The following is a 22,755-nucleotide window of genomic DNA, read 5'->3' as shown; positions in this document are numbered from 1 at the left end:
GTGAAAATCCGCTCCATTCGGCTTGGATTGGAAACATCGTCTAGCCTTGGGTTATGAATGGATCATGGCTCGACGGCCCAGGCTGAATACTACGCCGTTGGCTCAGCGACGCGAGGGATCGCATGGAGCTGCTAACACTCTTCATCATTATGCTCGTTATCCTATGCGCCGGCTTGGCGGTGCAGTGGCCGACGGTGCGCCGCCAATCGTTGCCGACGTATCCCCAGCGCGCGCCGTTTCTGGGCGGCGGGCTCCCCGACACCCACGCCTGGAATCGCTATCACGTTCGCTACTACCCCATGACGTTACTGCTCATCGCCTTCGAGATGGAGATGATGTTCATGTATCCATGGGCGGTGGTCTTCGTCGAGAAGGGCATGATGGCGATGATGGAAATGGGAATGTTCCTCGCCATCCTGTCGGTGGGCATCGTCTACGCCTGGCGCGAGGGAGTGTTCAGGTGGCAGTGAGCTGGTTGCGACGCCTGGCGGCGCGCGCGCCGGTGCCGGTATTTCCCGCCTTGGGCGTTCATGGCGATGCCATGCTGCGCGAGTTGGCGCTGGATCCGGGCGTCGAGCTCGTCGGTTCGCCGCGTCATGCCAGCGTGCTGTTGGTGGCCGGTGGCGTGCCGCCCGATCAGCATGCGGCATTGCGCCGGGTGCACGATCAAGTGCCACGGCCTTTCGCCACGCTATGGTGGCGTAGCGAGCCCTTGGATGGTTTGGAAAATGCCACCCGTATCGACGCCCCCAGCGCCCTGTCCGACGCGCTGATCGCGGCGCACCGTGACGTGATGCTCGGCCGCCGTGGCAGTTCGCCACGCTTGCTGCCGGACGAGCCGCCCAATCCATGGGAAGGGCTGGGCGACGATGGCCACGGTGGCGAGGGCATGATGGGTGGCGTGCCCTATGGGCGACCCATGGCCATGAACATGCACGACGATCTTCGCGATGGCCTCACGCTCGATTCGCTGACGTTTCGGCTTGGGCCATTCTTTCCGGCGTTGCCGCCCGGCATGCAAGCCGAGGTCACCTTGCAAGGCGATCTCGTCCAGACCTGGGCCGTGCAGCACGCGCCCTATCCGCTGGGGCTCGATGCAGTGTTTTTTGACGCCCGCCAGCAACCGGTGTCGATTGCCGAACTCGAGCTGGCGCGGGCTCGCTACCATTTGTATCGCCTGTTTCACGGCCTGTGGCTCGCTGGCCTCGAGAGCGTCGGCCTGCATGTCTTGCGCCTGGCGCGATCGCTCACGCCGGATAGCCGTGTTGATGGGCTGCGCCGACGCCTGGCGCGCTGCGGCTTCTTCGACCTGACCATGACGGCCAGCGCTGCGCTCGATGACGAGCAGGCGCGCCAGATCGGTGGGCCCGCCGCGCGAGCCGCGGGACTGGCCGACGATCTGCGCAGCGAGGATGCCAATTATCGCCGCCTGGGCTTCACACCGGTATGTCAGCAAGAAGGCAATACGCGGGCCCGCTGGTGGCAGGCATTGGCAGAGATTGACCAGTCGTTGGCGCTGGCCAGGCAGGCCGCTGCCCGGGACGTGCAGACGAGCGAGGTGGGCAGCGTCGAGACGCCGCGCGGCCCCTGGCGCGAGGGCCAGCGACCCCAGGACGCCAGCCACTTGCTCGATGAGCTGTTGCCAGGGCTCGAATGGGGCGAGGCGTTGGCGGCCATCGCCAGCCTGGACCTGGCGGCGGTTTCCGAATGGCCACTGGACGCGAGCGTCGCCGAGCCGCGCACGACGCCGCCCGAGGAGTATCGGGCATGATCTGGGAACAACTCGTGTTGCCGACGCTTACGGTGCTTCTCGCGCTGGGCATTGGCGCCTATGCGGTCGCGGTGCTGGATCGGCTGATCGCCGGCGCGCTCGGCCTGTCGCGTGCCGGCAGCGCCTGGCTTGCGCCGCTGGCGCGCGGCGCCTGGCTGCTGACGCAATCGGCCAACGTCACCGAGGCGCCGGACTGGCAGGCGTGGCGGCTGGCGCCGCTACTCTATCTGATGCTGGCAGCGGTCGGGCTGGCGCTGGTGCCGTGGTCGGCGTCGCTGGTCGCCACCGACCTGGCCACCAGCGTGGTGCTATGGGGCAGCGTGGAGGCACTGGCTACGGTAGTGATCTTCCTGCACGGCTGGTCGGCCAATGCGCCGCTGGCACTGATCGGCGCCTATCGCTACGTGGCGCTAGGGTTGTCCTACATCCTGATCAGCATGTTCGTGCTGATCGGCGTGGCCTTGCCCGCCGAATCGCTGCAATTCACCCAGGTAGTGGCCTCACAGGCGGAGCTATGGAATGTCATCCGCCAGCCGCTGGGCCTGCCGCTGTTTCTGATCGTCGGGCTAGGGGTGAGCTTCTGGGGACCGCTCAACCTGGCCGACTCGACCGATCTGGCCGGCGGCACGGCGTCCGAGGTGTCGGGGCCGCCGCGACTGGCCTGGAACCTCGCTCGGGCGGCGATGTTGGTGGCCTTCAGCGGCGTGGCCGCCACCGTCTTTCTCGGCGGCTGGCTGGGACCATGGCTGCCGGGTCCACTATGGCTGGTGCTGAAGATGTTCGCGGTGCTGCTCGCGCTGTTGCTTGCGGGGCGTTTGCTGCCGCGATTGTCGCCGGAGCGTTGCGTGACCCTGATGTGGGTGGTGCTGTTGCCATTATCGTTTGTCGACTTGGTGTGGGCCGGCTTGGAGGCGCTGTTATGAACCATGGCATCGGCGTCGATATTGCCTTCTTCTTGCTGGCCGTGCTGGCGATCTACAGCGGCTGGCGGGTGTTTTGCACCGACTCGATGGTGCGCGCGTCGTTTTTCCTGCTCGTCTCGTTCATCGCCGTGGGCGCGATCATGCTGCTGCTGACGGCGGTATACCTGGGCGTGGCGATGTTCTTCATGATGGCCGTGGAGATGATGGTCATGGCGCTGTTCATGGTCATGTTCATGATGAACCCCGCCGGGCTCAATCCGATGAAAATGGTTCACCAGGAGCGCGTCGCCATGGCGGTGGGCGCGGTTGGTTTCATGGTGCTAGGCGCCATGGCGCTGTTCGCCGAGTTTCCCGAGCGCCCGCTGCCGGCCGATCTCGAGCCGGTAGCCGCGCTGGGGCGTGAGCTGCTCGGCGAGTCGATGCTGATCTTCGAGTCGGCGGGCATCGTGCTACTGACCACGATGATCGGCGTGGTGGTGCTGTCGAGCCATCGCGGGCGCTATGGTGGCGCCGAGACGGGCTCGGTGCCGCCGGGGCTGATGCCGGGCGGCGAGCCGGCGGGCCAGCCCGCGCAAGGGGAAGATAGCGAGGGTGGCCACCAGCACCATCATCATTGACGAAGCCTGACGGGCAAGGAGGCGCTTATGACACTGATGATGCTACTACTCCTGGCGGCGGCGCTGATCGGCATCGGCCTGTATGGCGCGCTCTCCCAGCAGTCGTTCGTGATGCTGATGATGGGACTCGAGTTGATCCTCAATGGCGTGATGCTCGCCGCCGTGGCGTTCTGGGCGCTTAGCGGGGCCGGCGCGCCACCGGGCCAGCTATTGACCATCGTGGTCATGGCGGTGATGGCCATCGAGATGGCCATGGGCTTTGCCCTCGTGGTGGCGGTGTACCGCGGCAAGCAGGCCGATATGACCGAGGCGCTGAGCGAGCTGAAGCACTGATGCTGTGGTCGGTCGCGCTGTTGCCGCTGCTGCTGGCGCCGCTGGTGTATGTGTACGGTCGCCGGCGGGAACGCGCCGGGCTGACGTTGTGTGCGGCGCTGGTCGTGCTGGCGAGTTTGGCGCTGGCCGGTGTGGCGGTGATCGGTGACTGGGGCGCGAATCCCGACGCCTACCGCTGGAGCGATAGCCTGGCGCTGACCCTGACCCTCTTCACGGCGGGCGCGGTGTTCGCGCTGACGGTACCGCTGATCGCGCTGCCTATCGTGGTCTACACCGGCTATCACGACCTGCAGCTGGGCGACGACCGGCTCCATGCGACCTCGGGCGATGCGCGCCTGCTAGCGCTGCTGGTGGCCTTCGTTGGCGCCATGCAACTGCTGGTGCTGGCAAACGATCTGTTGACGCTGCTGATCGCCTGGGAACTGGTCGGCGCCTGCTCATGGGCGCTGATCGCCCAGCGTTGGGGTGAGAATGGAATTGCCCATGACGCCGCGCGCGCCTTCGTGATCACGCGCTTCGGCGACCTGGGGCTGTACATCGCGGCGGCGGCGACGTTCGCCGGTAGCGGCGGCTTCGGCTACGCCGATCTGGCCACGCTCGATGGCGGCTACCTACATGTCGCGGTGGCGGGCATCGTGCTCGCGGCGGCGGCCAAGTCGGCCCAGATGCCGTTCTCGGCCTGGCTGTTCGCGGCGATGTCGGGGCCGGTGTCGGTTTCGGCGCTGCTGCATGCGGCGACCATGGTCGCGGCGGGTATCTACCTACTTGTGCGATTGCAGCCGATCCTTGCCGGCGTCGCGTGGTTCATGCCCACGGCGATCGTCATTGGCCTGGCCACCGCGCTGGCCGGCGGCGTGGTCGGCATCGCCCAGAGTCATGCCAAGAAACTGCTGGCGGCCTCGACCTCGGCGCAGTACGGGCTGATGTGGCTGGCGGTGGGTGCAGGCTTTCCCGGTGTGGCGCTTTTGCACTTCGTTGCGCATGCCTTCATGAAGGCCGGCCTGTTCCTCTCGGCGGGGCTGGCCGAGCGCCAAGCCGGCAGTTATCGGCTGGACACCATGCGCCTGGGCCGTCGCCTGCCGGGCGTGGCAGTGATCACCGTGATATTCAGCCTGGCGCTGGCGGGAATGATCCCGCTGGGCGCAGCCTGGAGCAAGGAGCAGATCGCTTCGGCGGCCAACCACCAGGCGACGTGGCTGGCGCTGTTGGCGGCACTCGCCGGGGGCTTGAGTGCGCTCTACGCCACGCGCTTCCAGCTACTGGCCTACGGTCGCCCGCGTCGCGACGCACGATTGCCGCGCAGCGGCGCTCCCGCGCCGCCGGGTGCCGCGATCTGGGCGCTTCGCGCGCTGGCCGGCGTGACGCTGTTGCTGTCGCTAGTGTGGTGGCCCGAGGTGCACGAAACGGCGGTCGCGCTGCTGAATGTAGATCGTCCCCCAAGCCATCCGTGGCTGCTGTGCGTCTCGTTGGCACTGGTGCTGCTGGGCATCGTCTGGGGGATCGGCATGACACGACACGGCTGGTTGGCGATGCCGCGCGCCTGGCAGCCGTTCGCCGCGGCCTGGTTCGGCCTACCGACACTGACCCAAGGCATCGCCATGGGCGTGATCGCTGTCGCTGAAAGACTGGCGCATTTCGATGACGACGTCGTCGATGCCGGGTTGCGCGGCACCGCCGCCTTCGGCAAGTGGCTGGCGCGGCGCAATGCCGAAGGCGGCGAGTTTCTCGCCGAGGGCCTGCCCGGCTCGCTGTCGCGCCTGGCCGACTGGGGCGGTCAGTGGGCGCGCCGCGCCCAGAGCGGTCAGACCCACCACTACTACACCGGCATCGCCGCCGGTTTTGCCATCGTCCTGATCATGCTCGTGATAGGAGTCGTGCTGTGATTCTCACCGTTGCGCTGGCCGTTCCGCTGCTGGGGGCTCTTGCGCTTGCCGGCTCAAAGCGCTGGAGCGCCATGCGCGCTCGCTGGTTCGCCACGGGTGCTGCGGCGTTGTCGTTGCTGGCGTTGATAGTGGCCTGGTTCGGCTTCGACCCGTCGGGGCCGCTGTTCCAGCACGTCGACGAGGTGCGCTGGGTACCGTCGCTGGGTGTGGCCTATCGGGTCGGCGTGGATGGCATCGCGCTGGCCGTGGCGACCATGAGCGCGCTGCTGTTCGTCGCCGCCATCGCCTATCCGCTGGATGCCCGCAGCGAGCCGCGCCAGGACCATGTTCAGTACTATGCCTGGCTGCTGTTCTTGCAGGCCATGTCGCTGGGCGTGTTCCTGGCGCTCGACCTGCTGCTGTTCTATGTGTTCTTCGATCTGACGCTGGTCGGCATGTACTTCCTGATCGGCCGCTGGGGGCACGGCGAGCCGCAGGTCTCGGCGCTCAAGTTCTTCCTTTACACCTTTGCCGGCTCATTGGCGTTGCTGCTGGCGATCATCGGTCTGTATCTGTCGCTCGATCCGCATAGCTTCGACATGCGTGTGCTGATCGAGCGACAGCCATTGGCCGGTAGCGGGCTCTATGCCGGACTGGTGTTCCTGGCGCTGATGCTGGGCCTGGCGATCAAGACGCCGCTGGTGCCGCTGCACACTTGGCTGCCGCAGGCCCACGTCGATGCGCCGGGGCCGGCCTCGGCGATCCTCGCCGGGGTGCTGCTCAAGATGGGCACCTACGGCATGATTCGCCTGCCTTTCGCGATGATGCAGGACGCCTTCGCCCGTTACGCGCTGGCGATCGCTATCATCGCGCTGGTAGCGATCGTCTACGGTGCACTGGTCGCGCTGGGCCAGCGCAATCTGAAGCGGCGCATCGCCTACACTTCGATCAACCACATGGGCTACACGGTGCTGGGTATCGCCGTGGCCGCCGCCGCGTTCAGCGATACTGACGTGGCCCGCCGGCTGGCGCTGACCGGGGCCACGGTGGAAATGGTCGCCCACGGCCTGATCACCGGCGCGCTGTTCCTGATCTGCGGCTCCTTCTGGCAGCGTACCGGCGAATACGACCTTGACCGCTATGGTGGGCTGGCCCGCCAGGCGCCGCTGTTGACCGGCTTCACCGTACTGGCGGCGTTCGCCAGCCTGGGCATGCCGGGGCTGGCCGGCTTCGTCGCCGAGTTCCAGATATTTGCCGGCACTTTCGCCGTCTATCCGTGGCTGGCGGTGATCGGCGTGGTCGGCATACTGATCACCGCGGCGCTGTTCCTGGACCTGCTGCGCCGGCTGTTCTTCGGCAGTCGGCCGCTGCATCTCGTCGACTTCCCCGACCTGAACCGGGCCGAATGGGGCGTGCTCGCCGTGCTGACGCTGGGCATCGTGGTCATCGGCATCGCGCCGCGCTTCTTGCTCACACTGATCGAGGCGTCCTCCGCCGTGCTGGTAGGGGGTCGCTGATGCCGGTCGGTGACCTGCTTCCCGAACTCATCCTGCTGGTTGGCGCGGTGATCATCGTGCTGTTCGCCGCCTTTTCATCGCATGATCGCCAGGCCTGGGCCGCCGGGCTGGCGCTGGTTGCGCTGGCCCTGGCGACGGGATTCAGCGTGATGCAGTGGTCGCGGGCGCCAATGCTGAGTTTTTCCGGCGTCTGGGCGCTGGATGGCCCGGCGATCGCCGCCAAGTGGCTGATGCTTTTCAGTGGGGCGGTGACCGTGTCGTTGTCGCCGCAGTGGATGCGCAGCGACCGGCGGCACGGCGAGTACTACGCGCTGATCCTGTTCGCGCTGCTTGGCATGATCATGATGGCCTCGGCCAACGACAGTATGCAGCTGGTGGTGGGTGTGCTGCTGTCGTCGACGGCCAGCTATCCACTGGTCGCCTACCATCGTGGCTGGGCGCCGGCGCTGGAAGCGGGCATGAAGTACTTCCTGATCGGCGCATTGACCAACGCCTTGCTGGTGATCGGCGTGGTGGTCTTGTTCGGCCTGGTCGGCGATACCGATTACGCGCGCACTGCCGAGGCGCTGGTCGACGCCGATCCGTTTGCCCTGACGATCGCCACCGCGTGCATCGTGCTCGGCCTTAGCTTCAAGCTGGCGGCGTTTCCGGCGCACGCCTGGATGCCCGACGTTGCCCAGGGCGCCCCGGCGCCGGTCGTCGCGCTATTGAGCGTGGCGCCCAAGATCGGCGCGGCGGTGGCGCTGGCGCGCTTCGTCTTGCTACTGCCGGTGGACCAGGCGTGGCCGGCCATCGTCGCTCTGATTGCCGCCGTCACCATGACGCTGGGCAACCTGGCGGCGCTGCGCCAGAGCGACGTGCGCCGCCTGCTCGGCTGGTCGTCGGTGTCGCAGTCGGGCTATGCGCTGATGGCGGTGGTGGTTATCGGCGCTCACCCTCAGGCGCTGCGCGCCCTGCTGGCATTTCTCGCCGCCTATGCGTTGGCCAACCTGGCCGCCTTCGCCGTGATTACACACCTGCGCGGGCGCACCGCGCTGGATGACTATCGCGGCCTGGCGCGGGCGCAACCCATCGTCACGGCGGTGCTGATCGTGGCGCTGCTGTCGCTGGTCGGCATTCCGCCGCTGGTCGGCTTCTTCGGCAAGTTCCTGCTTTTCGAGGTGACCATCGCCGCCGGCTATGGCTGGCTGGCCGTGGTCGCCGCGATCAATACGCTGGTCTCGCTGTTCTACTATCTTCGGGTGATCGCGGTGACGATGTTCAAGGCGCCAGAGGGCGAGGTGCACGTACTTGGCATCTGGTCGTGGCTGGCGATGTTGGCGAGCGTCGTCGTGCTGCTCGTGGCGAGCCTCGGTGTGGAGTGGGGGCTGGGCCTGATGGCGTCGCTGCGCTTTGCGTTGTGATGGCGCGCCAGGCCGTTTCGTTCGCGAGACCTATTGCAACTTCTTCCCACCGCATGCGCGCTGAGCAACTTGCGTCATCGAGCTGGCCCAGCGGCAACAGGCGCAACTGGCCTTGGTGAATCGACAACCGCATGGGTTGGAGGCAAGCGTCACCTGGGCCGAGATCCACACCAATATTGCATGAGTGCCGATGGCAGCTTTGTGCAGTCGAGGCCCAAGACTCCTTTGTGAGGAAACCCTATAATGGTTATAGGGTAAAGACAGTAAACGAGTCGCCGGCATTGGAGGTAATGAGATGCGTATTGGTCAGTTGGCGAAGTTGGTGGGCGTCGATGTGCAGACGATTCGCTTCTATGAGCGAGAAGGCCTGCTGGTATCGCCAGAGCGCCAACAGAATGGCTACCGTATCTACACGCAACAGCATGTCGAGCGGCTCGCTTTCGTGCGCCGCTGCCGCATGCTCAACCTGTCGCTGGCGGAGATTGGCGAACTGCAGGGTTATCTGGACGAGCCGCACCAACCCTGTACCGCCGTCAATGGCATGCTCGATGGCCGTATAGCGCATGTTCGCGCGCAAATCAACTCGCTGCAGGCCCTGGAGAAGCAACTCGTCGCACTGCGGACGCGCTGTAGCGGCGTGCATGAAGCGGCCGACTGCGGGATTTTGACGGGGATTAGCGCGGAAACTCGCTAGAGTAGCCGTTGTTGGCTAGTGTGATTAAAGCGGTTGGCCCGACTGTGGAGTCCCGTTGTGTTATAGGCGGTGATTATGTCCCGCTGGGAACTATCAGGGTCGTGGATTACAGCCGCACCGATGACATGTCGTTGGTGTGATAAAAACAATACTAGCTGGGGGAGAACGTAATGTCACCACCGGTCTTGAAACACACGCATCGTTTTGGGCAGATAGCTGCCGCTGCCTTGGCAGCTTTGGCCATTTTCTCCATCGGATCGACGGCCGCATTGGGCGAGGAGCTCAAGCCAGCAGCGCCTGAGTTTCCGACCAGTTACGGGAAGATGCAGTTTCCCGATCAGTTCCCGGATGGCACCTCCATCACGCTTACCCAGTGGAGCCACTTCGTCCCGCGTTACGACGAGTGGTTCGACCAGTACGCGCAGAAATGGGGCGAGGCGCACAATGTCAATGTGACCGTCAACCATATCAGCATCGGCGATGTACCCTCGACCCTGGCGGCTTCCATCGGCGCCGGTCAGGGGCCGACGCTGTTTGAAATGAATGCCGCCCCGGCGGCGTTCATCGAAGGCCTCAAGCCGCTGGGTGACGTCAATGCCGCCGCCAAGGCGGCGTTCGGCGAAAGAGCACAGACCTGTCGACACTCGAGCTATCTGCCCGCCAAGGACATATGGTACGGCTTCTGTCATGGCTGGGTGCCGGACCCGGGTGTGTACCGCACCGACCTCTGGCAAGAGGCGGGTTATCCCGACGGCCCGGTAAGCTACAAGGACCTGCTGGAAGGCGGTGCCAAGATATTCGAAGAAACCGGCATCCCGGTGGCGGTGGGCATGTCGCCCGAGCTGGACTCGGAGTTCTATACGCGTGCGCTGATCTGGTCGTTCGGCGGCTCGGTGCAGGACGAGAACGGCAACGTCGTGTTCGACTCGCCGGAGACCCTGGCGGCCGTCGAGTACCAGAAGAAGCTGTTCGAGAACGCAATGACGCCGGAAGTGTTCGCCTGGAACCCGGCGTCCAACAACCAGACCTATATCGCGGGTACGGCGTCGTATATCCAGAACTCGATCTCGTTTTTCCGCAGCGCCCAGGAAATCGGCAGCCCGGTGACGGAGAACACCGGATTTCGGCCGGGCCTGGAGGGGCCGGGTGGCGAGGCGCGGATGCCGTCGCACGTGTGGTTCATCTACGTCATGCCCGATTACGTGACCGACAAGGACAAGATCGCGGCGGCCAAGAAGTTCGCCCTTGATCTGGAGAACAACTACAGCAGCGCCAGCTATTACGCCAAGTTCTACAACTTCCCGGCATTCCGCTCCCAAGTGCCACAGCTGTTCAAGGAAGGCGGTTGGCTGGACAACGACCCCTGGGGCTCTGAGCCGGCGGACAAGCTCGCCATTCTGGGAACGGCGCCGAAATGGACCGTCTGGCTGGGTTACCCCGGCTATGCCAATCCGGCGGTCGGCGAGGTCTACCAGACGCATGTTCTGTCGACCATGATGGCCAATGTGGCGCGTGGCGAGGCATCGCCCGAGGAAGCCGTCGACAACGCGGCCGCCCAGATCCGCAAGATCTTCGAGAAATGGCGTGAGCGCGGGTTTGTCGGTGGCGGCGAATAGCGAGCGTGCCGGTCCAATGTCTGTTCGATGGCGGCGCGGCTGGCGCGTCGCCATCCGCTACCGTTCGTAACCCGATATAAGGACCTGCCATATGTCGGTGCTGGAATTGCGCGCGCTTGAAAAACATTATGGTCGTATTCAGGCGGTCAATGGGTTCGACCTGAAATCCGAAGAAGGCGAACTGCTGGCCATTCTGGGACCCTCGGGATCGGGCAAGAGTACGCTGATGCGCATGATCGCGGGCCTGGAAAAACCCAGTTCCGGCGACATTCTGCTCGACGGGCAGTCGGTGTTGGGCATTCCGCCGCGAGACCGCAACGTGGCCATGGTGTTCCAGTCGTTCGCCTTGTATCCGCACATGAGCGTACGCGACAACATCCTGTTTCCGCTGGTGTCGCGCAAGGTGCCCAAGAGCCAGCATCAGGCCAAGCTCGACGAAGTCACGCGGATTCTGGAAGTGGACGACCTTCTGGATCGCCGGCCGACCCGCCTGTCGGGCGGCCAGCAGCAGAAGGTCGCGCTGGCGCGTGCGCTGGTACGCGACCCGGAGCTGTTCGTTTTCGACGAGCCGCTGTCGTCGCTGGACGCCCAGATCCGCAGCCAGGCGCGGGCGGAATTGCGCGAGCTGCACGACCGCACGCGCATCACCACGCTCTACGTCACCCACGATCAACTCGAAGCGCTCGGTCTGGCCGATCGCGTGGCGGTGATCAACAAGGGCCGTCTGCATCAGGTCGGGACGCCGCGCGAACTCTACAATGACCCGGCCGATTTGTTCGTGGCCGGGTTCATCGGCAACCCACCGATGAACCTGCTGCCGCTGGACGAGCACACCGTCGCCGGGCTGCGGCCGGAACACCTGCGTCTGCACGCCGACGCACCCGACGGCGACTACGTGTTGGATATGCAGGTCGCCATCGAACACGTGGAATACCTCGGCTCGGAGTGGCTGGGTTACGGTACGGTGCAGTCCGGGCTGGCGGATATCGACCAGCAGCGCCAGCACGTGGTGGCCCGATTGCCGGCCAGCATCGAGCCGCGCTTCTCGCCTGGCGAGCAATGGCGCTTCGTCGGCGCGCGGGCCGATGTCCGGCTGTTCGATCGCGCCAGCGGCGAGCGCAAGGCCTCGCAGGCGGGGGTGGCGGCGTGAGCAAGGCCGCCGCTACCGTGGCCACGGCGCGCGACGGCGGTGCGCTGGCACGGTTGGCCCGGTGGCTCGATCAGCCCAAGGTGCTGGCGTGGCTGATGCTCGGTCCAGCCGTGCTTTATGTCGTCGCCTTCGTCGGTTTTCCGTTCGTGCTGGCGATCGCGCTGAGCCTGAGCGACGCCACCATCGGCGATCCGAGCCTGGACAACTTCGTGGGGCTGTCCAACTACGCCACGGTGATCCAAACCGACGCGTTCCAGCTCGCGCTACGCAACAGCCTGATCGTGACGGCGGGGGTCATCTGCCTGATCCTGGTGCTGGCGACACTGGCCAGCGAGTTGCTGGTGTACAGCTTTCGCGGCAAGCGCCTGTTCCAGACCCTGTTCATTCTGCCATGGGCCATGCCGGTGTCGCTGGCCGCCATCGTCTGGCTGTGGTTTCTCGACTCGACCTTCAGTCCGGTGGACTGGATTCTGGTCGAACTGGGCGTGCTGGGGCCGGGCAGCCCGCTCGGGCCATACAGCCATATGTATTATCTGGGCCGCGAATGGCTGGGGCTGGCCTCGACTATCGTGGCCGATGTCTGGCGCATGTTGCCGCTGGCCACGATCATCGTGCTCGCCGGGCGGCTGTCGATTCCCGAGGAGCGCTTCGAGCAGGCACGTATCGATGGGGCCGGGGTGTTCCGCATCCTGTTTCGCATCACCATCCCGGCACTCAAGCCCATGCTGATCGTGGCGATCCTGTTCACCAGCCTGCTGGTGATCGGCGAGATGTCGATGATCGAAATCCTCACCCGCGGCGGGCCGGGGCATTCGACTCAGGTGTTGCCGTACTGGGCGTATCTCAAGGGGATCGCCGGTGGCAGCCTGGCCCAGGGCGCGGCGATTGCACTGTTTCTGTTTCCGTTTCTGCTGGTCGTGTCGGTGCTTGCGCTGCGTGCCGCCTACCGCGCGCAGGAGGCATAGCATGTTTTTGAGCCTCGCGCGCAAGACCGGATTTTACGGCGGCATCGGATTTCTGACGCTGTTCGCGATCTTGCCCGTGCTCTGGGCGTTTCTGACGATTTTCAAGACCAGCGGCGATCTGTACTCGATCGGCATCAGCCCGTTCTTTTTCGATGAGCCGCCGACGTTGAGCAATCTGGTGTTCCTGTTCACCCGGACCAATTTCCCCACGTTCTTGTGGAATTCCGCCATCGTTGGCGTGTGCGTCGTCGCGATCACGTTGCTACTGGCGGTGCCGGCGGCATTCGCGCTCGCCCGGCTGACCGGGCGCTGGGGCGAGCACTCGGGCATGGCCATCTTCCTGGTGTATCTGATCCCGCCCAGCCTGCTGTTCATTCCCATGTACCAAATCGTGGTGTGGCTAGGGGTGGCCAATAGCATCTGGTCGCTGGTGATCGTGTTACCGACCATCACGATTCCGTTTTGTACCTGGCTGTTGCTGGGTTTTTTCCGCTCGGTACCACGCACGCTCGACGAGGCCGCGTTACTCGATGGCTGTGGACAATTCACGGCGTTCCGCAAGGTCGTGCTGCCGCAGGTCTATCCGGGCATCGGCGCCTGTGCCGTTTTCGCGTTTTCGCTGTCGCTGGGCAATTACATTTATGCGGCGACCTTCATTAACGCCTCAGCGGCCCGCAACATCAGTGCCGGCGTACCGACCGAGCTGATCCGTGGCGATGTCTTCTACTGGCCGGAGTTGATGGCGGCCACGCTGGTCGTCGCTATCCCGCTGGCGATTGCGTACGGCCTGTTCTTCAATTATCTGGTGGGTGGCTTCAAGAACGCGACCTGATATTGCCGCCCGTGCCGGCAATAGGGTGCAAAGTCTGGCCTCGGAATCCAAAGTGCTTGACCCTATAGTGGCTACAACCTCTATCGTTCGAGTTGTCCCTACACGAGAGGAGTCGACACGATGAGTGCACGCTGCTGTGCGAACGAAGCATCGAGCGCTTGCCAGACGGCGATTCCGCCGGGCTATCGCAAGGTCCTGTGGTTCGCGCTGGTGGTCAATGGCGTGATGTTCGCGGTCGAGATCGGCGCAGGTCTGCGTGCCGATTCGGTCTCGCTGCTCGCCGACTCGATGGACTTTCTTGGCGATGCGGCCAATTACGCGATTAGCTTGGGGGTGCTGGGCTTGGGTCTCGTCTGGCGCGCGCGGGCGTCGCTGATCAAGGCGCTGACCATGGCCGCCTTCGGCGTGGGGATCCTCGGCATAACGCTCTACAACTTCGCCACCGGCAGCTCACCGCATCCACCGACCATGGGCGCTATCGGCCTCTTGGCCATGCTGGCCAATTTCGCCGTGCTGGGCGTATTGCTGCGCTATCGCCACGGTGATAGCAATATGCGCGGTGTCTGGTTGTGCACGCGTAACGACGTGATCGGCAACGCTGCCGTGCTGCTCGCGGCGCTTGGCGTGTTCGGCAGCGGTAGCGCCTGGCCGGACCTGGTAGTGGGCGCCATCTTCGCCGGTCTGGCGTTGTCGGCGGCGGTGCAGATTGCCCGTCAGGCGACGAGCGAGTTGCGCCGCCATCGAGGGGAGCCCCGGGAGGCCTGATAGCGCCGCGTCGTGGCCGGACGGCATGCGACCCCGGCCCGTTCAGGTATGATAAGCGCTGCACCCATATATCAGGGCTACCCATGTCTCTTGCGTCAAACTTCCTGGTTGCTGTCGGCCTATCAGCAGACGCCTTCGCCGTTAGCGTCGCGCGCGGCGCTTCGTCGCAAACGGTCAAGCTCCAAACGGCAATCCGCACCGGATGCGTGTTCGGCTTCGTCGAAGCCGGCATGGTTCTGCTGGGTTGGCTGCTAGGTTCGAGCTTCGCCGGACTGATTACCGGCGTCGATCACTGGATCGCCCTGCTGTTGCTTGGCGCGGTGGGCGGGCACATGATCCACGAAGGATTGAGCGGCGCCGATGAGGCGCCGGCATCCTCCACCAGCGCCGATAACAATGGCGGGTTGAAGACGCTGATCGCCGCGATTGGCACCAGCATCGACGGCTTGGCGATCGGAGTGACCTTTGCCTTCATTGCCGTACATATCTGGACCGCCGTCGCGATCGTCGGCTTGGTATCGCTGTGTATCAGCACCACCGGCTTGCTGATCGGCCCCAGGGTTGGCGCGTTATTGGGGCGCCGGGCCGAGATCCTCGGCGGCGTGGTACTGCTGGGTATCGGCGCCTCGATTTTCTATACCCATATGCATGAGGCGGGGGTTCTTTAACGTCGTTGCTTATGCAGGGTTCCGGCATTGCCAGAGACGGAAACAGCTCGATCATGAAACTGGCAAGCCGTGTCATGGCGCCCAGCCCGAGAATGATCAGGTTCGCCGTCATATCTGAACGAGCAGCGCGGTGGCGTACATCGCAGCGGCACCCGCGCCGATCCCGGACAGGGCAGTACCGGAGAGCCACAGTCGTTCTTCGTCGCGCGCGTTGCGGGCCAGCAGCGCACCGACCTCGATGATGACCTGGAGGATAGCACCGGCCCCGACGGCGAACGCCAGCGCTGCCCAGTGGGGCGAGAAGGCATAGCTGCCGATCCATACACCGGCCACGGCGGGCAGCCCGGCCAGGGCCGCCAGAGCGGCGAACACCCACAGGCTTGGCCGCTGCTTGACCATGGGGGCCACGATGCCGATGCCTTCGGTCAGGTTATGTAGGGTAAAGCCGAGCACCAGATACGAGCCGAGTGCCACCGAGCCGGTTGCGTACGCCGACCCGATCGCCAGTCCTTCGCCCAGATTGTGCAAGCCGATCCCGAGCGCGATCGAGGTAGCGAGGCTCACACCGGCAAGAGCACGTCCCTTCCGCCGGCCGACAGCCATCAGCACCGCGAATGTCAATGCAGCAACGAGCCAGACCAAGGTACTGCCCTGGAACCCTGGCGCGGCTTCTACCGCTAACTCCAACGCTTCTCCAAACGTGTCGATCAACAGGTAGGCCAGGAGACCGACCGTTAACGCCAGGACGAACTGGAAAGTCCGCGTGCCACCCGAGCGCAGCGCTGGGTAGAACAACATGCCGAGTGTCACCGGGACGATCCCGACGAGCAATCCGACCATGCCGAAGGTGCGCAGCGTATCGGCGTTTGCGGTAGGCGTCGCAACGGCGACATCGATGGTGTGATCGAAGGTCACCCCGCTCGGGGTCAAAAGAGTTAAGTGATGCGTCTCGCCCTGCACCCAGGGATACGGGATCTGTAACCATGCCGTTTCCATGCGCTCCAGTGCCCCCCGCGGAGTCTGCGTGAAGGCCCAATAGGCGCCATCGACCTGTACCTGGACAATCGTCATCGGCTCCGATCCGCCGGCACGTACCCGAAGCGCGATACCATTTTCATCAAGCAGGGTACGCTCAACTGTCAATTCTTCGACGGGCGGTACGGCTCCGGTCAAGGAGCGCAAGGGATCGCTGGCTAGAAAGGCAGTCATGACGGCGATGATCAACAGGACTGGAAGAACGACCCAGAGAATGGTGCGACTCATCGGATTACTCTCCCGAAGCCTGCTGCTGCAATGCTACATCCCGCACATTGAACAGGCTCATCCAGCCAAGCTCGGCGAATTCCGACTGATGAGCATGGAACATGTACACGCCCGGCTCATGATCCTTGTATGTCATCTCAAGGATTCCACGCTGGCCTTGGCACTGCATGATCGTGTCGATCGTCCGCTGAGTGGGGCTGAGCGTGGTGCCGTGATCATAATAATCGAAGAAATTTGCATGCAGATGGAGCGAGTTGATCGGGTCGAACTCCGTGACATTGACCAGATAGAGCCGAATTGGGCGAGCCCGATCGACGGCGATGGGCCGCTTGGAATAGGCGTGAGCGATCGAGTTAACCGCGTAAACCTCATTCTCATCATCGAAGTTCGTATCGAAGCCATTCATTACCAGTACGAACTCCTGCCAGCGCGCATTCTCGAGTGAGCCAAGGAGGCGTGAGCGGGCGGTATCGGCCTGTTCCGGGTGGCGGTCCGGATCCGGATCGATGATAAAGGCACCATAAAGCCCCTTATGGATGTGACGCTTCAGCGGGATCGAGTGGCAGTGATAGAGATGGCAGCCGAACGGGAAGGCATCGAACTCATAGACGAACATGCCGCCCGGAGGCACGTTTCCGGCGCCCGGAACGCCATCCATGCGGGCGGAATGAATACCGTGAAAATGCATGGAGTGCGTATGCGAGCCGAGGTTCCGGAAGCGGATCCGCACCCGGTCGCCCTCGGTTACACGCAGCGTCGGGCCGGGTACCCGGCCATTATAGGTCCAGGCGGGGAATAGAAGGCCTGGCGCAATCTCGATCTCCTTATCCTCGGCCGTAATCTCGAATTCTCGGAGAATACCTCCGTCCGGCAGGCGAGAGACAGTGCCTCTATCCCAATCGGTCAGGATCTCGTGAGGGTCGAAGCCGTTGCGAGCATTGTTCACCTCACCCACCGTAGTCATGCCGTTATGGGTACCGTGCCCACCTGCCGGGTTGGACTGAGCAGCATGCGTATCGTCTTGGGGGTATGGCGGCGGCGCTTTCCCGAATGCCAGTCGAACCGCCGATGTACCGCCAAGCAACGCGCCAACCCCTAGCAGGAACCGTCGTGTCACCGGGTACTTAAACCAGGATTGCATTGCTCTGCTCCGATGCCGGAATATGGACCTCTCCAGAGAGATTTCCAGTAAGGGCTCGATAGTGCGTACGTAGCTAAATAATATAGCACGGGCTATAAAATGTACGAACGAGATAGTGTCAACCTGAGCGCGCCAGCCGTGCGGCTCTTCTATGTTTAGTGATTTAAAAAGTAGTGATGTAAAAAATCGGGGTATCACAGCGATGACGAAATCGGAATCGAGCGCCAGCTCGGCACTGCCAGATGCGGATCAGCAGGCAGCCAACTTTAAGCGGGTGCGGGAAGCCCATCAGAGCGAGGTGGCGGAGGATTACGTTGAGCTCATCGCCGATCTGATCAACACGACTGGGGAGGCGCGTGCGGTTGACATTGCGCGGCGGCTCGGGGTGGCTCATGCCACGGCGGTGAAGACCATTGCCCGACTTCAGCGGGAGGGACTTGTTTCCAGCCAGCCTTACCGGGCGGTCTTCTTGACGGAGAAGGGACGCGAACTCGCGGTGCACTCAAAACGCCGGCATGAGATCGTCGTGGACTTCTTGCGCGCCATTGGCATCAGTGAGAAGACCGCGCAACGCGACGCCGAGGGCATTGAACATCACGTCAGCGAAGAAACGTTGGCGGCATTCGAGCGTGTGATCCGAGCCGAAAGTTTGGCTAAAAAGCCGCGACCGACACTGGCTGACTCCGCTAAAGAAAAATAGACAGCATGGGGGCCGCAGCCATCAGAAGTACAATGGAATCAATGCAGGAAGGGGGCGGCAATAACGACATAGCGTGCGCCCTTGGCCAGGGCTACGATCGGCAGGAAACTCCAGAACGGCTCGCGCATGACTCCCGCTATCACGGTGAGCGGGTCTCCGATGAACGGCACCCAGCTCAGCAATAACGACCATCGGCCATAGCGGTGATAGACCTGCCTGGCTTTAGCCAGCTTGGCGTCGCTAGCGGGGAACCAGCGTTTATGTTGGAGACGCTCGACATACAGCCCCAGTAGCCAGTTTATCGCCGAGCCCAGCGTATTGCCGATGGTTGCTACCAGCAGCAAGACCCAGACCAGGTGCTGGTCGCTGAACAGCAGCCCGACTAGCACGGCTTCCGATTGAAAGGGGAGAAGCGTGGCGGCACCCAATGCCGCCACGAAAAGGCCAAAATAGCTGGTTAGCTCCCACATCGATCATTCAGATCGACATGAACGGGGCGGTGGTCCGGTCGTCGAAACTCATGACCTCGAACGGCCCCTGCTTGGGACCGGGCATGCCGGGTGAGCCCTGCGGCATGCCGGCGAGGGCGATACCATCGATATCGGGTCGTTCGGTCAACAGGCGCTCGACGGCGACGAAGGGAACGTGGCCTTCGATGATATAGTCGCCGAGCATCATGGTATGACAACCGGCCAGCGAGAAGGGCACGCCAGCGGATGCCTTTACCTGGCCGAGGTTCTGACTTTCGATGATCGTGATATCCATTCCCTTGGATTCGAGATAATCGGCGTATTGGTCGCAGCAGATGCAGCCCGGGTTCTTGTAGAGTTTCGCGGTGTCGTCGATGGCCATGTCGGCATGAGCCGGTGATAGCGACAGCATCAGGAGTCCAGCGCTCAGCGTCGATGTCAGTGCTCGTTTCATCATCATACCTTTCAAGTCAATCAGTCAGTGTGCGCGCAGTTGCCTTGATGCTAAAGCTATACCCTGCTCAAGGGTCAAGCATCTTTAGCCGCTGACGAAGGCGAGAAAGCGGCCAGCCACCAGTGCGGCGGGCCATAGCAGCAGGGAGAAACCGGCGGCAACCCGCAGCCGAGCGGTTGAGGCACGAGCGAGGCCGGGGGCGACGTTCAGCGCGAGCGCGTTGAGGATGGCCAGCCCGATCAGGGTCAGTTTGATCGCAAACAGCGGCTGGGCGGCATATTCATCGGCGCGAGTGATGAACAGCAACGCGCCGGCGCTGATCGCCAGTAGCAAGCCAATTAGCGCCACGCTTTGCAACAGTTGCGCCAAAGGCTCAAGCGTAACACGGCGCCACAATCCCAGCAGACGCAGATCGAGCGGCACGATGGCGCCCACCAGCAGGGCGATTCCCAGCACATGCAGGGTATTGACGACGGCATAGCCCCAGCGCGAGAAGCGTAGCCACTGGGCCGGTGGCGATTCGGTCAGTAGCGCCAGCAGCGCATCCATCGGCACGGGTCAGACGCGGTCGGGGTAGAGAGTGTACTCGTTGTCGCCGATCCATAGCCTGACTACCTTGAGCAGCTTCTCGTTCGGATCGGCCGATGGCGCTCCGAGTACCCGGACCTCAACACCCTCGGCCAGATCGCCCTGCTCCAGCCCGGCGCGGTCGTTGCGCCATGGCTGGCCCACTTCCACTGTCCAGTGCGTGCCGTCTACGTCAAGCGTCAGCTCGCCATGCGGATTGCCCAGGCGGGCCTCGATAATGGTGCCGGTCAGCTCGATCTGCTCATCACTGGCCCAGCTCCAGCCATGGTGGGCGAACGCGGCGCCGGTCGTGAAGCCGAGCGACACAATCGCAATGGCCAGAAAGAGCAAGGGGCGGTGAATCATGACAGTCACCTCCGTCGCGGGTTAGCGTCTTTCAAGGCTAGCTGTGCTGGGTGGCTCTGCAAGTCGGTGTCGCTGCTGCGGCCGTCATCGTTTTGACTCGCAGCCGACATATTGGCGTCACCGCGTACCGCGATACTGGGCGCGCTTTCCTCAAGGGGCCCGCTCATGCAACCCGCCAAGCCGCACAACGACTATCGCACCTTGTTCATCTCGGATATCCATCTTGGTACGCCGGACTGCCAGGCGGCGCTGTTATCCGGCCTGCTGCGCCGTGTGCGCCCCCGCCGATTGTATCTGGTCGGCGATGTGGTCGATCTGATCGCGATGCGCAAGCGTGCGGTACTGCCGCCAGAACAGCAACGGCTGGTGGCGCGTATTCTGCGTCTGGCGCGAGGTGGCTGCGAGGTGATCTACATACCCGGCAATCATGACGCGGCCTTTCGGCGGCTATGCGGGCTGCATATCCACAATGTGTGTATCGAGCGGCGGATGATCCACGAGACCGCCGATGGCCGGCGCATGCTGGTCAGTCATGGCGACGAGTTCGATACGCATGTGCGTATCGCGCCCTGGCTGTTGACGCTGGGCGACGGCATGCACCAATTCGTGCTGCGATTGAATCGCTGGTGCAACGGTATGCGCCGCGGCCTGGGGTTGCCTTACTGGTCACTGGCCAGCGCCATCAAGCGCCGCGTCGGCACCGCGCAGCGCTACATCGCTCAGTTCGAGCAGGCGGCGATTCATCAAGCGGCGCACGAGGGGCTCGATGGTTACATCGGTGGGCATATCCACAAGGCGGGGTTCAGCGCCCGCGATGGCATTCTGTATTGCAACGACGGCGACTGGGTCGAGCACTGCACGGCGCTGGCGGAAGCCGCCGAGGGCCAGTTGCGGCTGATCGACTGGCAGGGTGCGGTGATCGGTATCGAGCCCGAGGTGGCACCGGTACCGGTCGCCGCGCCGGGCCTTTGCATGGGGCTCGAAACACGGGGCCGCGCAGGCTACTCTGCAAGGCGTTCCCCTGCGAGAGACACGCCATGAACGAGTCGGTGCATATCTACGGTCCACGGGTCAGCAATTTCGTGCGCAGCGTGCAGTTGTGCTGCGAGGAGAAGGGCGTTGCCTACACGCTGGGCGATGTCGTCGGCGGCGAGAAGCGCGAGTATCAAGGGTCGTGGCATCTGGCGCTGAACCCCTTCGCCAAGGTGCCGGTGTTGCTGCATGGGGAACGCCACTTGTGCGAGACCGCCAGCATCTGCCGTTATCTCGATGCCGCCTTCGATGGCCCGGCGCTTCAGCCTGAAGACCCCTGGCAGCGCGCCCAGGTCGATCAGTGGAGCGCGGTTCTCACGTTGTATGTCGATCAGGCGATCATGCGCCGGTATCTCAAGGAGCTCTTGTTTCCACAGGGCGAGGACGGCAGCATCCGCATGGATAGGGTACAGGAAGCCGAGCCGGAGGTGGCGCGCATGCTGACGCTGCTGGAGGCGCAATTGGGCGAGCGCGAGTTCCTGGTTGGCGAGCGATTCACCATCGCCGATGCGCTGGCCGTGCCGATGCTCGATTACCTGAGCAAGCTGCCTCGCGCCGCGCCGCTGGTGGCCGATGCGCCACTGCTCAGCGCTTATGTGCAGCGCCTGCGCGAGCGTCCGTCCGGTAGTCAGGTGCTATTGGATTTGAACGTCGCCTAAGCGACTCATTGCAAGCCGGACAACGTCAGCAGCGCGGATAGATACAGCGGAATCAGCAGCGGCGCGGCCAGCGTGGTCAGCAGCACTGCGATGGCGCCTTTCTCGGGGCGGATGTTCAACTCGATGGCCACCACCACCACGTTGGCGGCCATCGGCACCACGCCAAGCAGTAACAGCACCATGGCAAACTGCGGGGAAATGCCGATGCTGGCCTGTAGGGCGAGTACCGCGAGCAGGCTGACCAGCGGCCACAGCACATAGCGCGCGGCGACGCAGGCAATGATGAAACGGCTATCGATCGCGCGCATCGAGACTCGCCCCAGCGTCATGCCGATGATCATCATGCCCAGCACCGTGTAGCAGTACTTGAAGTAGTCAAGCCCCTCCAGCACCGTGCCGGGCACCGGTAGCTCGAGTCCAGCGACGATCAAGGCGGCAATGAAGGCGTAGATCAATGGCAGGCGTACGATCTTGGTCAGGCTCTGACGCACCGAGAATTGACCGCGCGCGCTAATGTAGTAGCCGACGCTGAACTCGAACAGGGTAATGCCCAGCAGACAGAACAGATACTGCGTCACGCCCTCTGGCGGCAATAGCACCATGGCGATGGGCAGGCCAAAGTAGCCGGTGTTGCCGGTGCCCGCCGAAAAGGCCAGCAGCGATGCCTCCTGTGGGGCGAAGAACGGGCGTGCCAGGTAGCTGACTGCGAGACAGATCGCACTCGCCAGTGCGAACAGCGCCGCCGTCAACAGCAGGTAATCGACGGAGGGCCCGCCCAGAACCAGACCGCGAAAGAAGGTCAGTGGCGCGATGATGTAGATCAGCAGCGTGGCGATGGGGCGCGGGTCCACTGCCAGGCGCCGCGCGCAGATCCAGCCGAGGCCGACGAAGGTCAGCAGCATCCACAACGGTTGTGAGAGATCGACGTCGAGCATCAGCGCTTTCGCATGTTGGGCCGAGAATGCGTCATCATGCCCGCTACGCAGA

Annotated in this window: 25 protein-coding genes; 18 read left to right on the top strand and 7 right to left on the bottom strand. The window is 63.6% G+C overall.

Annotated elements, in window-relative coordinates; translation table 11 throughout:
* The first annotated feature begins 122 nt into the window (after positions 1 to 122).
* The 15 genes from BLR92_RS08740 (at position 123) to BLR92_RS08670 (ending at position 15,116) form a co-directional block, all read left to right on the top strand.
* Positions 123 to 470 carry an NADH-quinone oxidoreductase subunit A gene (locus tag BLR92_RS08740; RefSeq protein WP_089727615.1) on the top strand — a complete coding sequence of 116 codons (348 nt, stop codon included), beginning with the start codon at positions 123 to 125 and terminating at the stop codon, positions 468 to 470.
* Positions 461 to 1,771 (top strand): NADH-quinone oxidoreductase subunit D-related protein, encoded by a 1,311-nt coding sequence (locus BLR92_RS08735; RefSeq protein WP_089727613.1) that lies wholly within the window; start codon positions 461 to 463, stop codon positions 1,769 to 1,771. Before BLR92_RS08740 ends, BLR92_RS08735 begins: the two co-directional genes overlap by 10 nt.
* Complete coding sequence (locus BLR92_RS08730; protein ID WP_089727610.1) at positions 1,768 to 2,694, top strand: complex I subunit 1 family protein; 927 nt, start codon at positions 1,768 to 1,770, stop codon at positions 2,692 to 2,694. The genes BLR92_RS08735 and BLR92_RS08730 overlap by 4 nt, the downstream gene beginning before the upstream one ends.
* The gene (locus tag BLR92_RS08725) at positions 2,691 to 3,311 is read left to right on the top strand and encodes an NADH-quinone oxidoreductase subunit J family protein (RefSeq protein WP_089727607.1); all 621 of its coding nucleotides are present in this window, start codon (positions 2,691 to 2,693) and stop codon (positions 3,309 to 3,311) included. The genes BLR92_RS08730 and BLR92_RS08725 overlap by 4 nt, the downstream gene beginning before the upstream one ends.
* Positions 3,312 to 3,338: 27 nt before the next feature.
* Positions 3,339 to 3,644: an NADH-quinone oxidoreductase subunit NuoK gene (gene nuoK / locus BLR92_RS08720; protein WP_089727605.1), complete on the top strand. Its 306-nt coding sequence runs from the start codon at positions 3,339 to 3,341 to the stop codon at positions 3,642 to 3,644.
* Positions 3,644 to 5,527: an NADH-quinone oxidoreductase subunit 5 family protein gene (locus BLR92_RS08715; protein WP_089727603.1), complete on the top strand. Its 1,884-nt coding sequence runs from the start codon at positions 3,644 to 3,646 to the stop codon at positions 5,525 to 5,527. Before nuoK ends, BLR92_RS08715 begins: the two co-directional genes overlap by 1 nt.
* Positions 5,524 to 7,023 carry a complex I subunit 4 family protein gene (locus BLR92_RS08710; RefSeq protein ID WP_089727601.1) on the top strand — a complete coding sequence of 500 codons (1,500 nt, stop codon included), beginning with the start codon at positions 5,524 to 5,526 and terminating at the stop codon, positions 7,021 to 7,023. Before BLR92_RS08715 ends, BLR92_RS08710 begins: the two co-directional genes overlap by 4 nt.
* Positions 7,023 to 8,426, top strand: a complete 1,404-nt coding sequence (locus tag BLR92_RS08705) for an NADH-quinone oxidoreductase subunit N (RefSeq protein ID WP_089727599.1) — start codon at positions 7,023 to 7,025, stop codon at positions 8,424 to 8,426. Before BLR92_RS08710 ends, BLR92_RS08705 begins: the two co-directional genes overlap by 1 nt.
* A gap of 295 nt (positions 8,427 to 8,721) precedes the next feature.
* Positions 8,722 to 9,120 carry a Cd(II)/Pb(II)-responsive transcriptional regulator gene (gene cadR, locus BLR92_RS08700; protein WP_089727597.1) on the top strand — a complete coding sequence of 133 codons (399 nt, stop codon included), beginning with the start codon at positions 8,722 to 8,724 and terminating at the stop codon, positions 9,118 to 9,120.
* A 170-nt stretch (positions 9,121 to 9,290) separates the two neighbouring features.
* A complete protein-coding gene (locus BLR92_RS08695; RefSeq protein WP_089727595.1) occupies positions 9,291 to 10,736 on the top strand; it encodes an extracellular solute-binding protein in 1,446 nt (481 codons plus the stop codon).
* A gap of 91 nt (positions 10,737 to 10,827) precedes the next feature.
* Entirely contained in the window at positions 10,828 to 11,886 is a 1,059-nt protein-coding gene (locus tag BLR92_RS08690; protein ID WP_089727593.1) for an ABC transporter ATP-binding protein, read from the top strand.
* Entirely contained in the window at positions 11,883 to 12,851 is a 969-nt protein-coding gene (locus BLR92_RS08685; protein WP_175488762.1) for a carbohydrate ABC transporter permease, read from the top strand. Before BLR92_RS08690 ends, BLR92_RS08685 begins: the two co-directional genes overlap by 4 nt.
* Before the next feature lies 1 nt (position 12,852).
* Positions 12,853 to 13,683, top strand: coding sequence for a carbohydrate ABC transporter permease (locus BLR92_RS08680; protein WP_089727589.1), 831 nt, complete (start codon positions 12,853 to 12,855; stop codon positions 13,681 to 13,683).
* 120 nt (positions 13,684 to 13,803) lie between these two features.
* The gene (locus tag BLR92_RS08675) at positions 13,804 to 14,448 is read left to right on the top strand and encodes a cation efflux transmembrane domain-containing protein (RefSeq protein ID WP_089727587.1); all 645 of its coding nucleotides are present in this window, start codon (positions 13,804 to 13,806) and stop codon (positions 14,446 to 14,448) included.
* An 83-nt stretch (positions 14,449 to 14,531) separates the two neighbouring features.
* Positions 14,532 to 15,116 carry a manganese efflux pump MntP gene (locus BLR92_RS08670; protein ID WP_089727585.1) on the top strand — a complete coding sequence of 195 codons (585 nt, stop codon included), beginning with the start codon at positions 14,532 to 14,534 and terminating at the stop codon, positions 15,114 to 15,116.
* Positions 15,117 to 15,224: 108 nt separating this feature from the next.
* Here the strand turns inward: BLR92_RS08670 and BLR92_RS08665 are convergent, their stop codons facing one another.
* On the bottom strand, positions 15,225 to 16,379 hold the full coding sequence (locus tag BLR92_RS08665) for a ZIP family metal transporter (RefSeq protein WP_089727583.1): 1,155 nt from the start codon (positions 16,377 to 16,379) through the stop codon (positions 15,225 to 15,227).
* A gap of 4 nt (positions 16,380 to 16,383) precedes the next feature.
* Entirely contained in the window at positions 16,384 to 17,520 is a 1,137-nt protein-coding gene (locus BLR92_RS08660) for a multicopper oxidase domain-containing protein (protein WP_089727582.1), read from the bottom strand.
* 202 nt (positions 17,521 to 17,722) lie between these two features.
* Between BLR92_RS08660 and mntR the strand changes: the two genes are divergently transcribed.
* Positions 17,723 to 18,220, top strand: a complete 498-nt coding sequence (gene mntR / locus BLR92_RS08655) for a manganese-binding transcriptional regulator MntR (RefSeq protein WP_175488761.1) — start codon at positions 17,723 to 17,725, stop codon at positions 18,218 to 18,220.
* A 38-nt stretch (positions 18,221 to 18,258) separates the two neighbouring features.
* Here mntR and BLR92_RS08650 read toward each other — a convergent pair whose 3' ends face one another.
* The 4 genes from BLR92_RS08650 to BLR92_RS08635 form a co-directional block, all read right to left on the bottom strand.
* Positions 18,259 to 18,690: a YqaA family protein gene (locus tag BLR92_RS08650; protein WP_089727577.1), complete on the bottom strand. Its 432-nt coding sequence runs from the start codon at positions 18,688 to 18,690 to the stop codon at positions 18,259 to 18,261.
* A gap of 7 nt (positions 18,691 to 18,697) precedes the next feature.
* The gene (locus BLR92_RS08645; protein WP_089728036.1) at positions 18,698 to 19,144 is read right to left on the bottom strand and encodes a DUF411 domain-containing protein; all 447 of its coding nucleotides are present in this window, start codon (positions 19,142 to 19,144) and stop codon (positions 18,698 to 18,700) included.
* Between the two features lie 84 nt (positions 19,145 to 19,228).
* Entirely contained in the window at positions 19,229 to 19,693 is a 465-nt protein-coding gene (locus tag BLR92_RS08640) for a hypothetical protein (protein ID WP_089728034.1), read from the bottom strand.
* 9 nt (positions 19,694 to 19,702) lie between these two features.
* A complete protein-coding gene (locus BLR92_RS08635) occupies positions 19,703 to 20,077 on the bottom strand; it encodes a DUF6152 family protein (RefSeq protein ID WP_089727575.1) in 375 nt (124 codons plus the stop codon).
* Between the two features lie 165 nt (positions 20,078 to 20,242).
* On the opposite strand from BLR92_RS08635, the gene BLR92_RS08630 reads away from it, so the two are divergent.
* Positions 20,243 to 21,118 (top strand): UDP-2,3-diacylglucosamine diphosphatase, encoded by an 876-nt coding sequence (locus BLR92_RS08630; protein ID WP_089727572.1) that lies wholly within the window; start codon positions 20,243 to 20,245, stop codon positions 21,116 to 21,118.
* Positions 21,115 to 21,768, top strand: a complete 654-nt coding sequence (locus BLR92_RS08625) for a glutathione S-transferase family protein (protein WP_089727570.1) — start codon at positions 21,115 to 21,117, stop codon at positions 21,766 to 21,768. Before BLR92_RS08630 ends, BLR92_RS08625 begins: the two co-directional genes overlap by 4 nt.
* A gap of 5 nt (positions 21,769 to 21,773) precedes the next feature.
* Here the strand turns inward: BLR92_RS08625 and BLR92_RS08620 are convergent, their stop codons facing one another.
* On the bottom strand, positions 21,774 to 22,703 hold the full coding sequence (locus BLR92_RS08620) for an AEC family transporter (RefSeq protein WP_089727568.1): 930 nt from the start codon (positions 22,701 to 22,703) through the stop codon (positions 21,774 to 21,776).
* Positions 22,704 to 22,755: the final 52 nt, after the last annotated feature.

The organism is Modicisalibacter muralis (genome assembly GCF_900102945.1).
GTDB classification, from domain to species: domain Bacteria; phylum Pseudomonadota; class Gammaproteobacteria; order Pseudomonadales; family Halomonadaceae; genus Modicisalibacter; species Modicisalibacter muralis.
The sequence above is the reverse complement of the archived record's forward strand: the minus strand, read 5'-3'. Positions and strand labels throughout refer to the sequence as shown.

Bases quoted from the DNA above. Each gene is read 5' to 3' on its own strand.
- BLR92_RS08660 (WP_089727582.1), bottom strand. From the start codon at position 17,520: ATGCAATCCTGGTTTAAGTACCCGGTGACACGACGGTTCCTGCTAGGG.
- BLR92_RS08665 (WP_089727583.1), bottom strand. From the start codon at position 16,379: ATGAGTCGCACCATTCTCTGGGTCGTTCTTCCAGTCCTGTTGATCATC.
- BLR92_RS08630 (WP_089727572.1), top strand. From the start codon at position 20,243: ATGCAACCCGCCAAGCCGCACAACGACTATCGCACCTTGTTCATCTCG.
- BLR92_RS08715 (WP_089727603.1), top strand. From the start codon at position 3,644: ATGCTGTGGTCGGTCGCGCTGTTGCCGCTGCTGCTGGCGCCGCTGGTG.
- BLR92_RS08725 (WP_089727607.1), top strand. From the start codon at position 2,691: ATGAACCATGGCATCGGCGTCGATATTGCCTTCTTCTTGCTGGCCGTG.
- cadR (WP_089727597.1), top strand. From the start codon at position 8,722: ATGCGTATTGGTCAGTTGGCGAAGTTGGTGGGCGTCGATGTGCAGACG.
- BLR92_RS08695 (WP_089727595.1), top strand. From the start codon at position 9,291: ATGTCACCACCGGTCTTGAAACACACGCATCGTTTTGGGCAGATAGCT.
- BLR92_RS08635 (WP_089727575.1), bottom strand. From the start codon at position 20,077: ATGATTCACCGCCCCTTGCTCTTTCTGGCCATTGCGATTGTGTCGCTC.
- BLR92_RS08620 (WP_089727568.1), bottom strand. From the start codon at position 22,703: ATGCTCGACGTCGATCTCTCACAACCGTTGTGGATGCTGCTGACCTTC.
- BLR92_RS08690 (WP_089727593.1), top strand. From the start codon at position 10,828: ATGTCGGTGCTGGAATTGCGCGCGCTTGAAAAACATTATGGTCGTATT.
- BLR92_RS08705 (WP_089727599.1), top strand. From the start codon at position 7,023: ATGCCGGTCGGTGACCTGCTTCCCGAACTCATCCTGCTGGTTGGCGCG.
- BLR92_RS08650 (WP_089727577.1), bottom strand. From the start codon at position 18,690: ATGTGGGAGCTAACCAGCTATTTTGGCCTTTTCGTGGCGGCATTGGGT.
- BLR92_RS08730 (WP_089727610.1), top strand. From the start codon at position 1,768: ATGATCTGGGAACAACTCGTGTTGCCGACGCTTACGGTGCTTCTCGCG.
- BLR92_RS08675 (WP_089727587.1), top strand. From the start codon at position 13,804: ATGAGTGCACGCTGCTGTGCGAACGAAGCATCGAGCGCTTGCCAGACG.
- BLR92_RS08740 (WP_089727615.1), top strand. From the start codon at position 123: ATGGAGCTGCTAACACTCTTCATCATTATGCTCGTTATCCTATGCGCC.
- BLR92_RS08645 (WP_089728036.1), bottom strand. From the start codon at position 19,144: ATGAAACGAGCACTGACATCGACGCTGAGCGCTGGACTCCTGATGCTG.
- BLR92_RS08670 (WP_089727585.1), top strand. From the start codon at position 14,532: ATGTCTCTTGCGTCAAACTTCCTGGTTGCTGTCGGCCTATCAGCAGAC.
- BLR92_RS08680 (WP_089727589.1), top strand. From the start codon at position 12,853: ATGTTTTTGAGCCTCGCGCGCAAGACCGGATTTTACGGCGGCATCGGA.
- BLR92_RS08625 (WP_089727570.1), top strand. From the start codon at position 21,115: ATGAACGAGTCGGTGCATATCTACGGTCCACGGGTCAGCAATTTCGTG.
- BLR92_RS08640 (WP_089728034.1), bottom strand. From the start codon at position 19,693: ATGGATGCGCTGCTGGCGCTACTGACCGAATCGCCACCGGCCCAGTGG.
- mntR (WP_175488761.1), top strand. From the start codon at position 17,723: ATGACGAAATCGGAATCGAGCGCCAGCTCGGCACTGCCAGATGCGGAT.
- nuoK (WP_089727605.1), top strand. From the start codon at position 3,339: ATGACACTGATGATGCTACTACTCCTGGCGGCGGCGCTGATCGGCATC.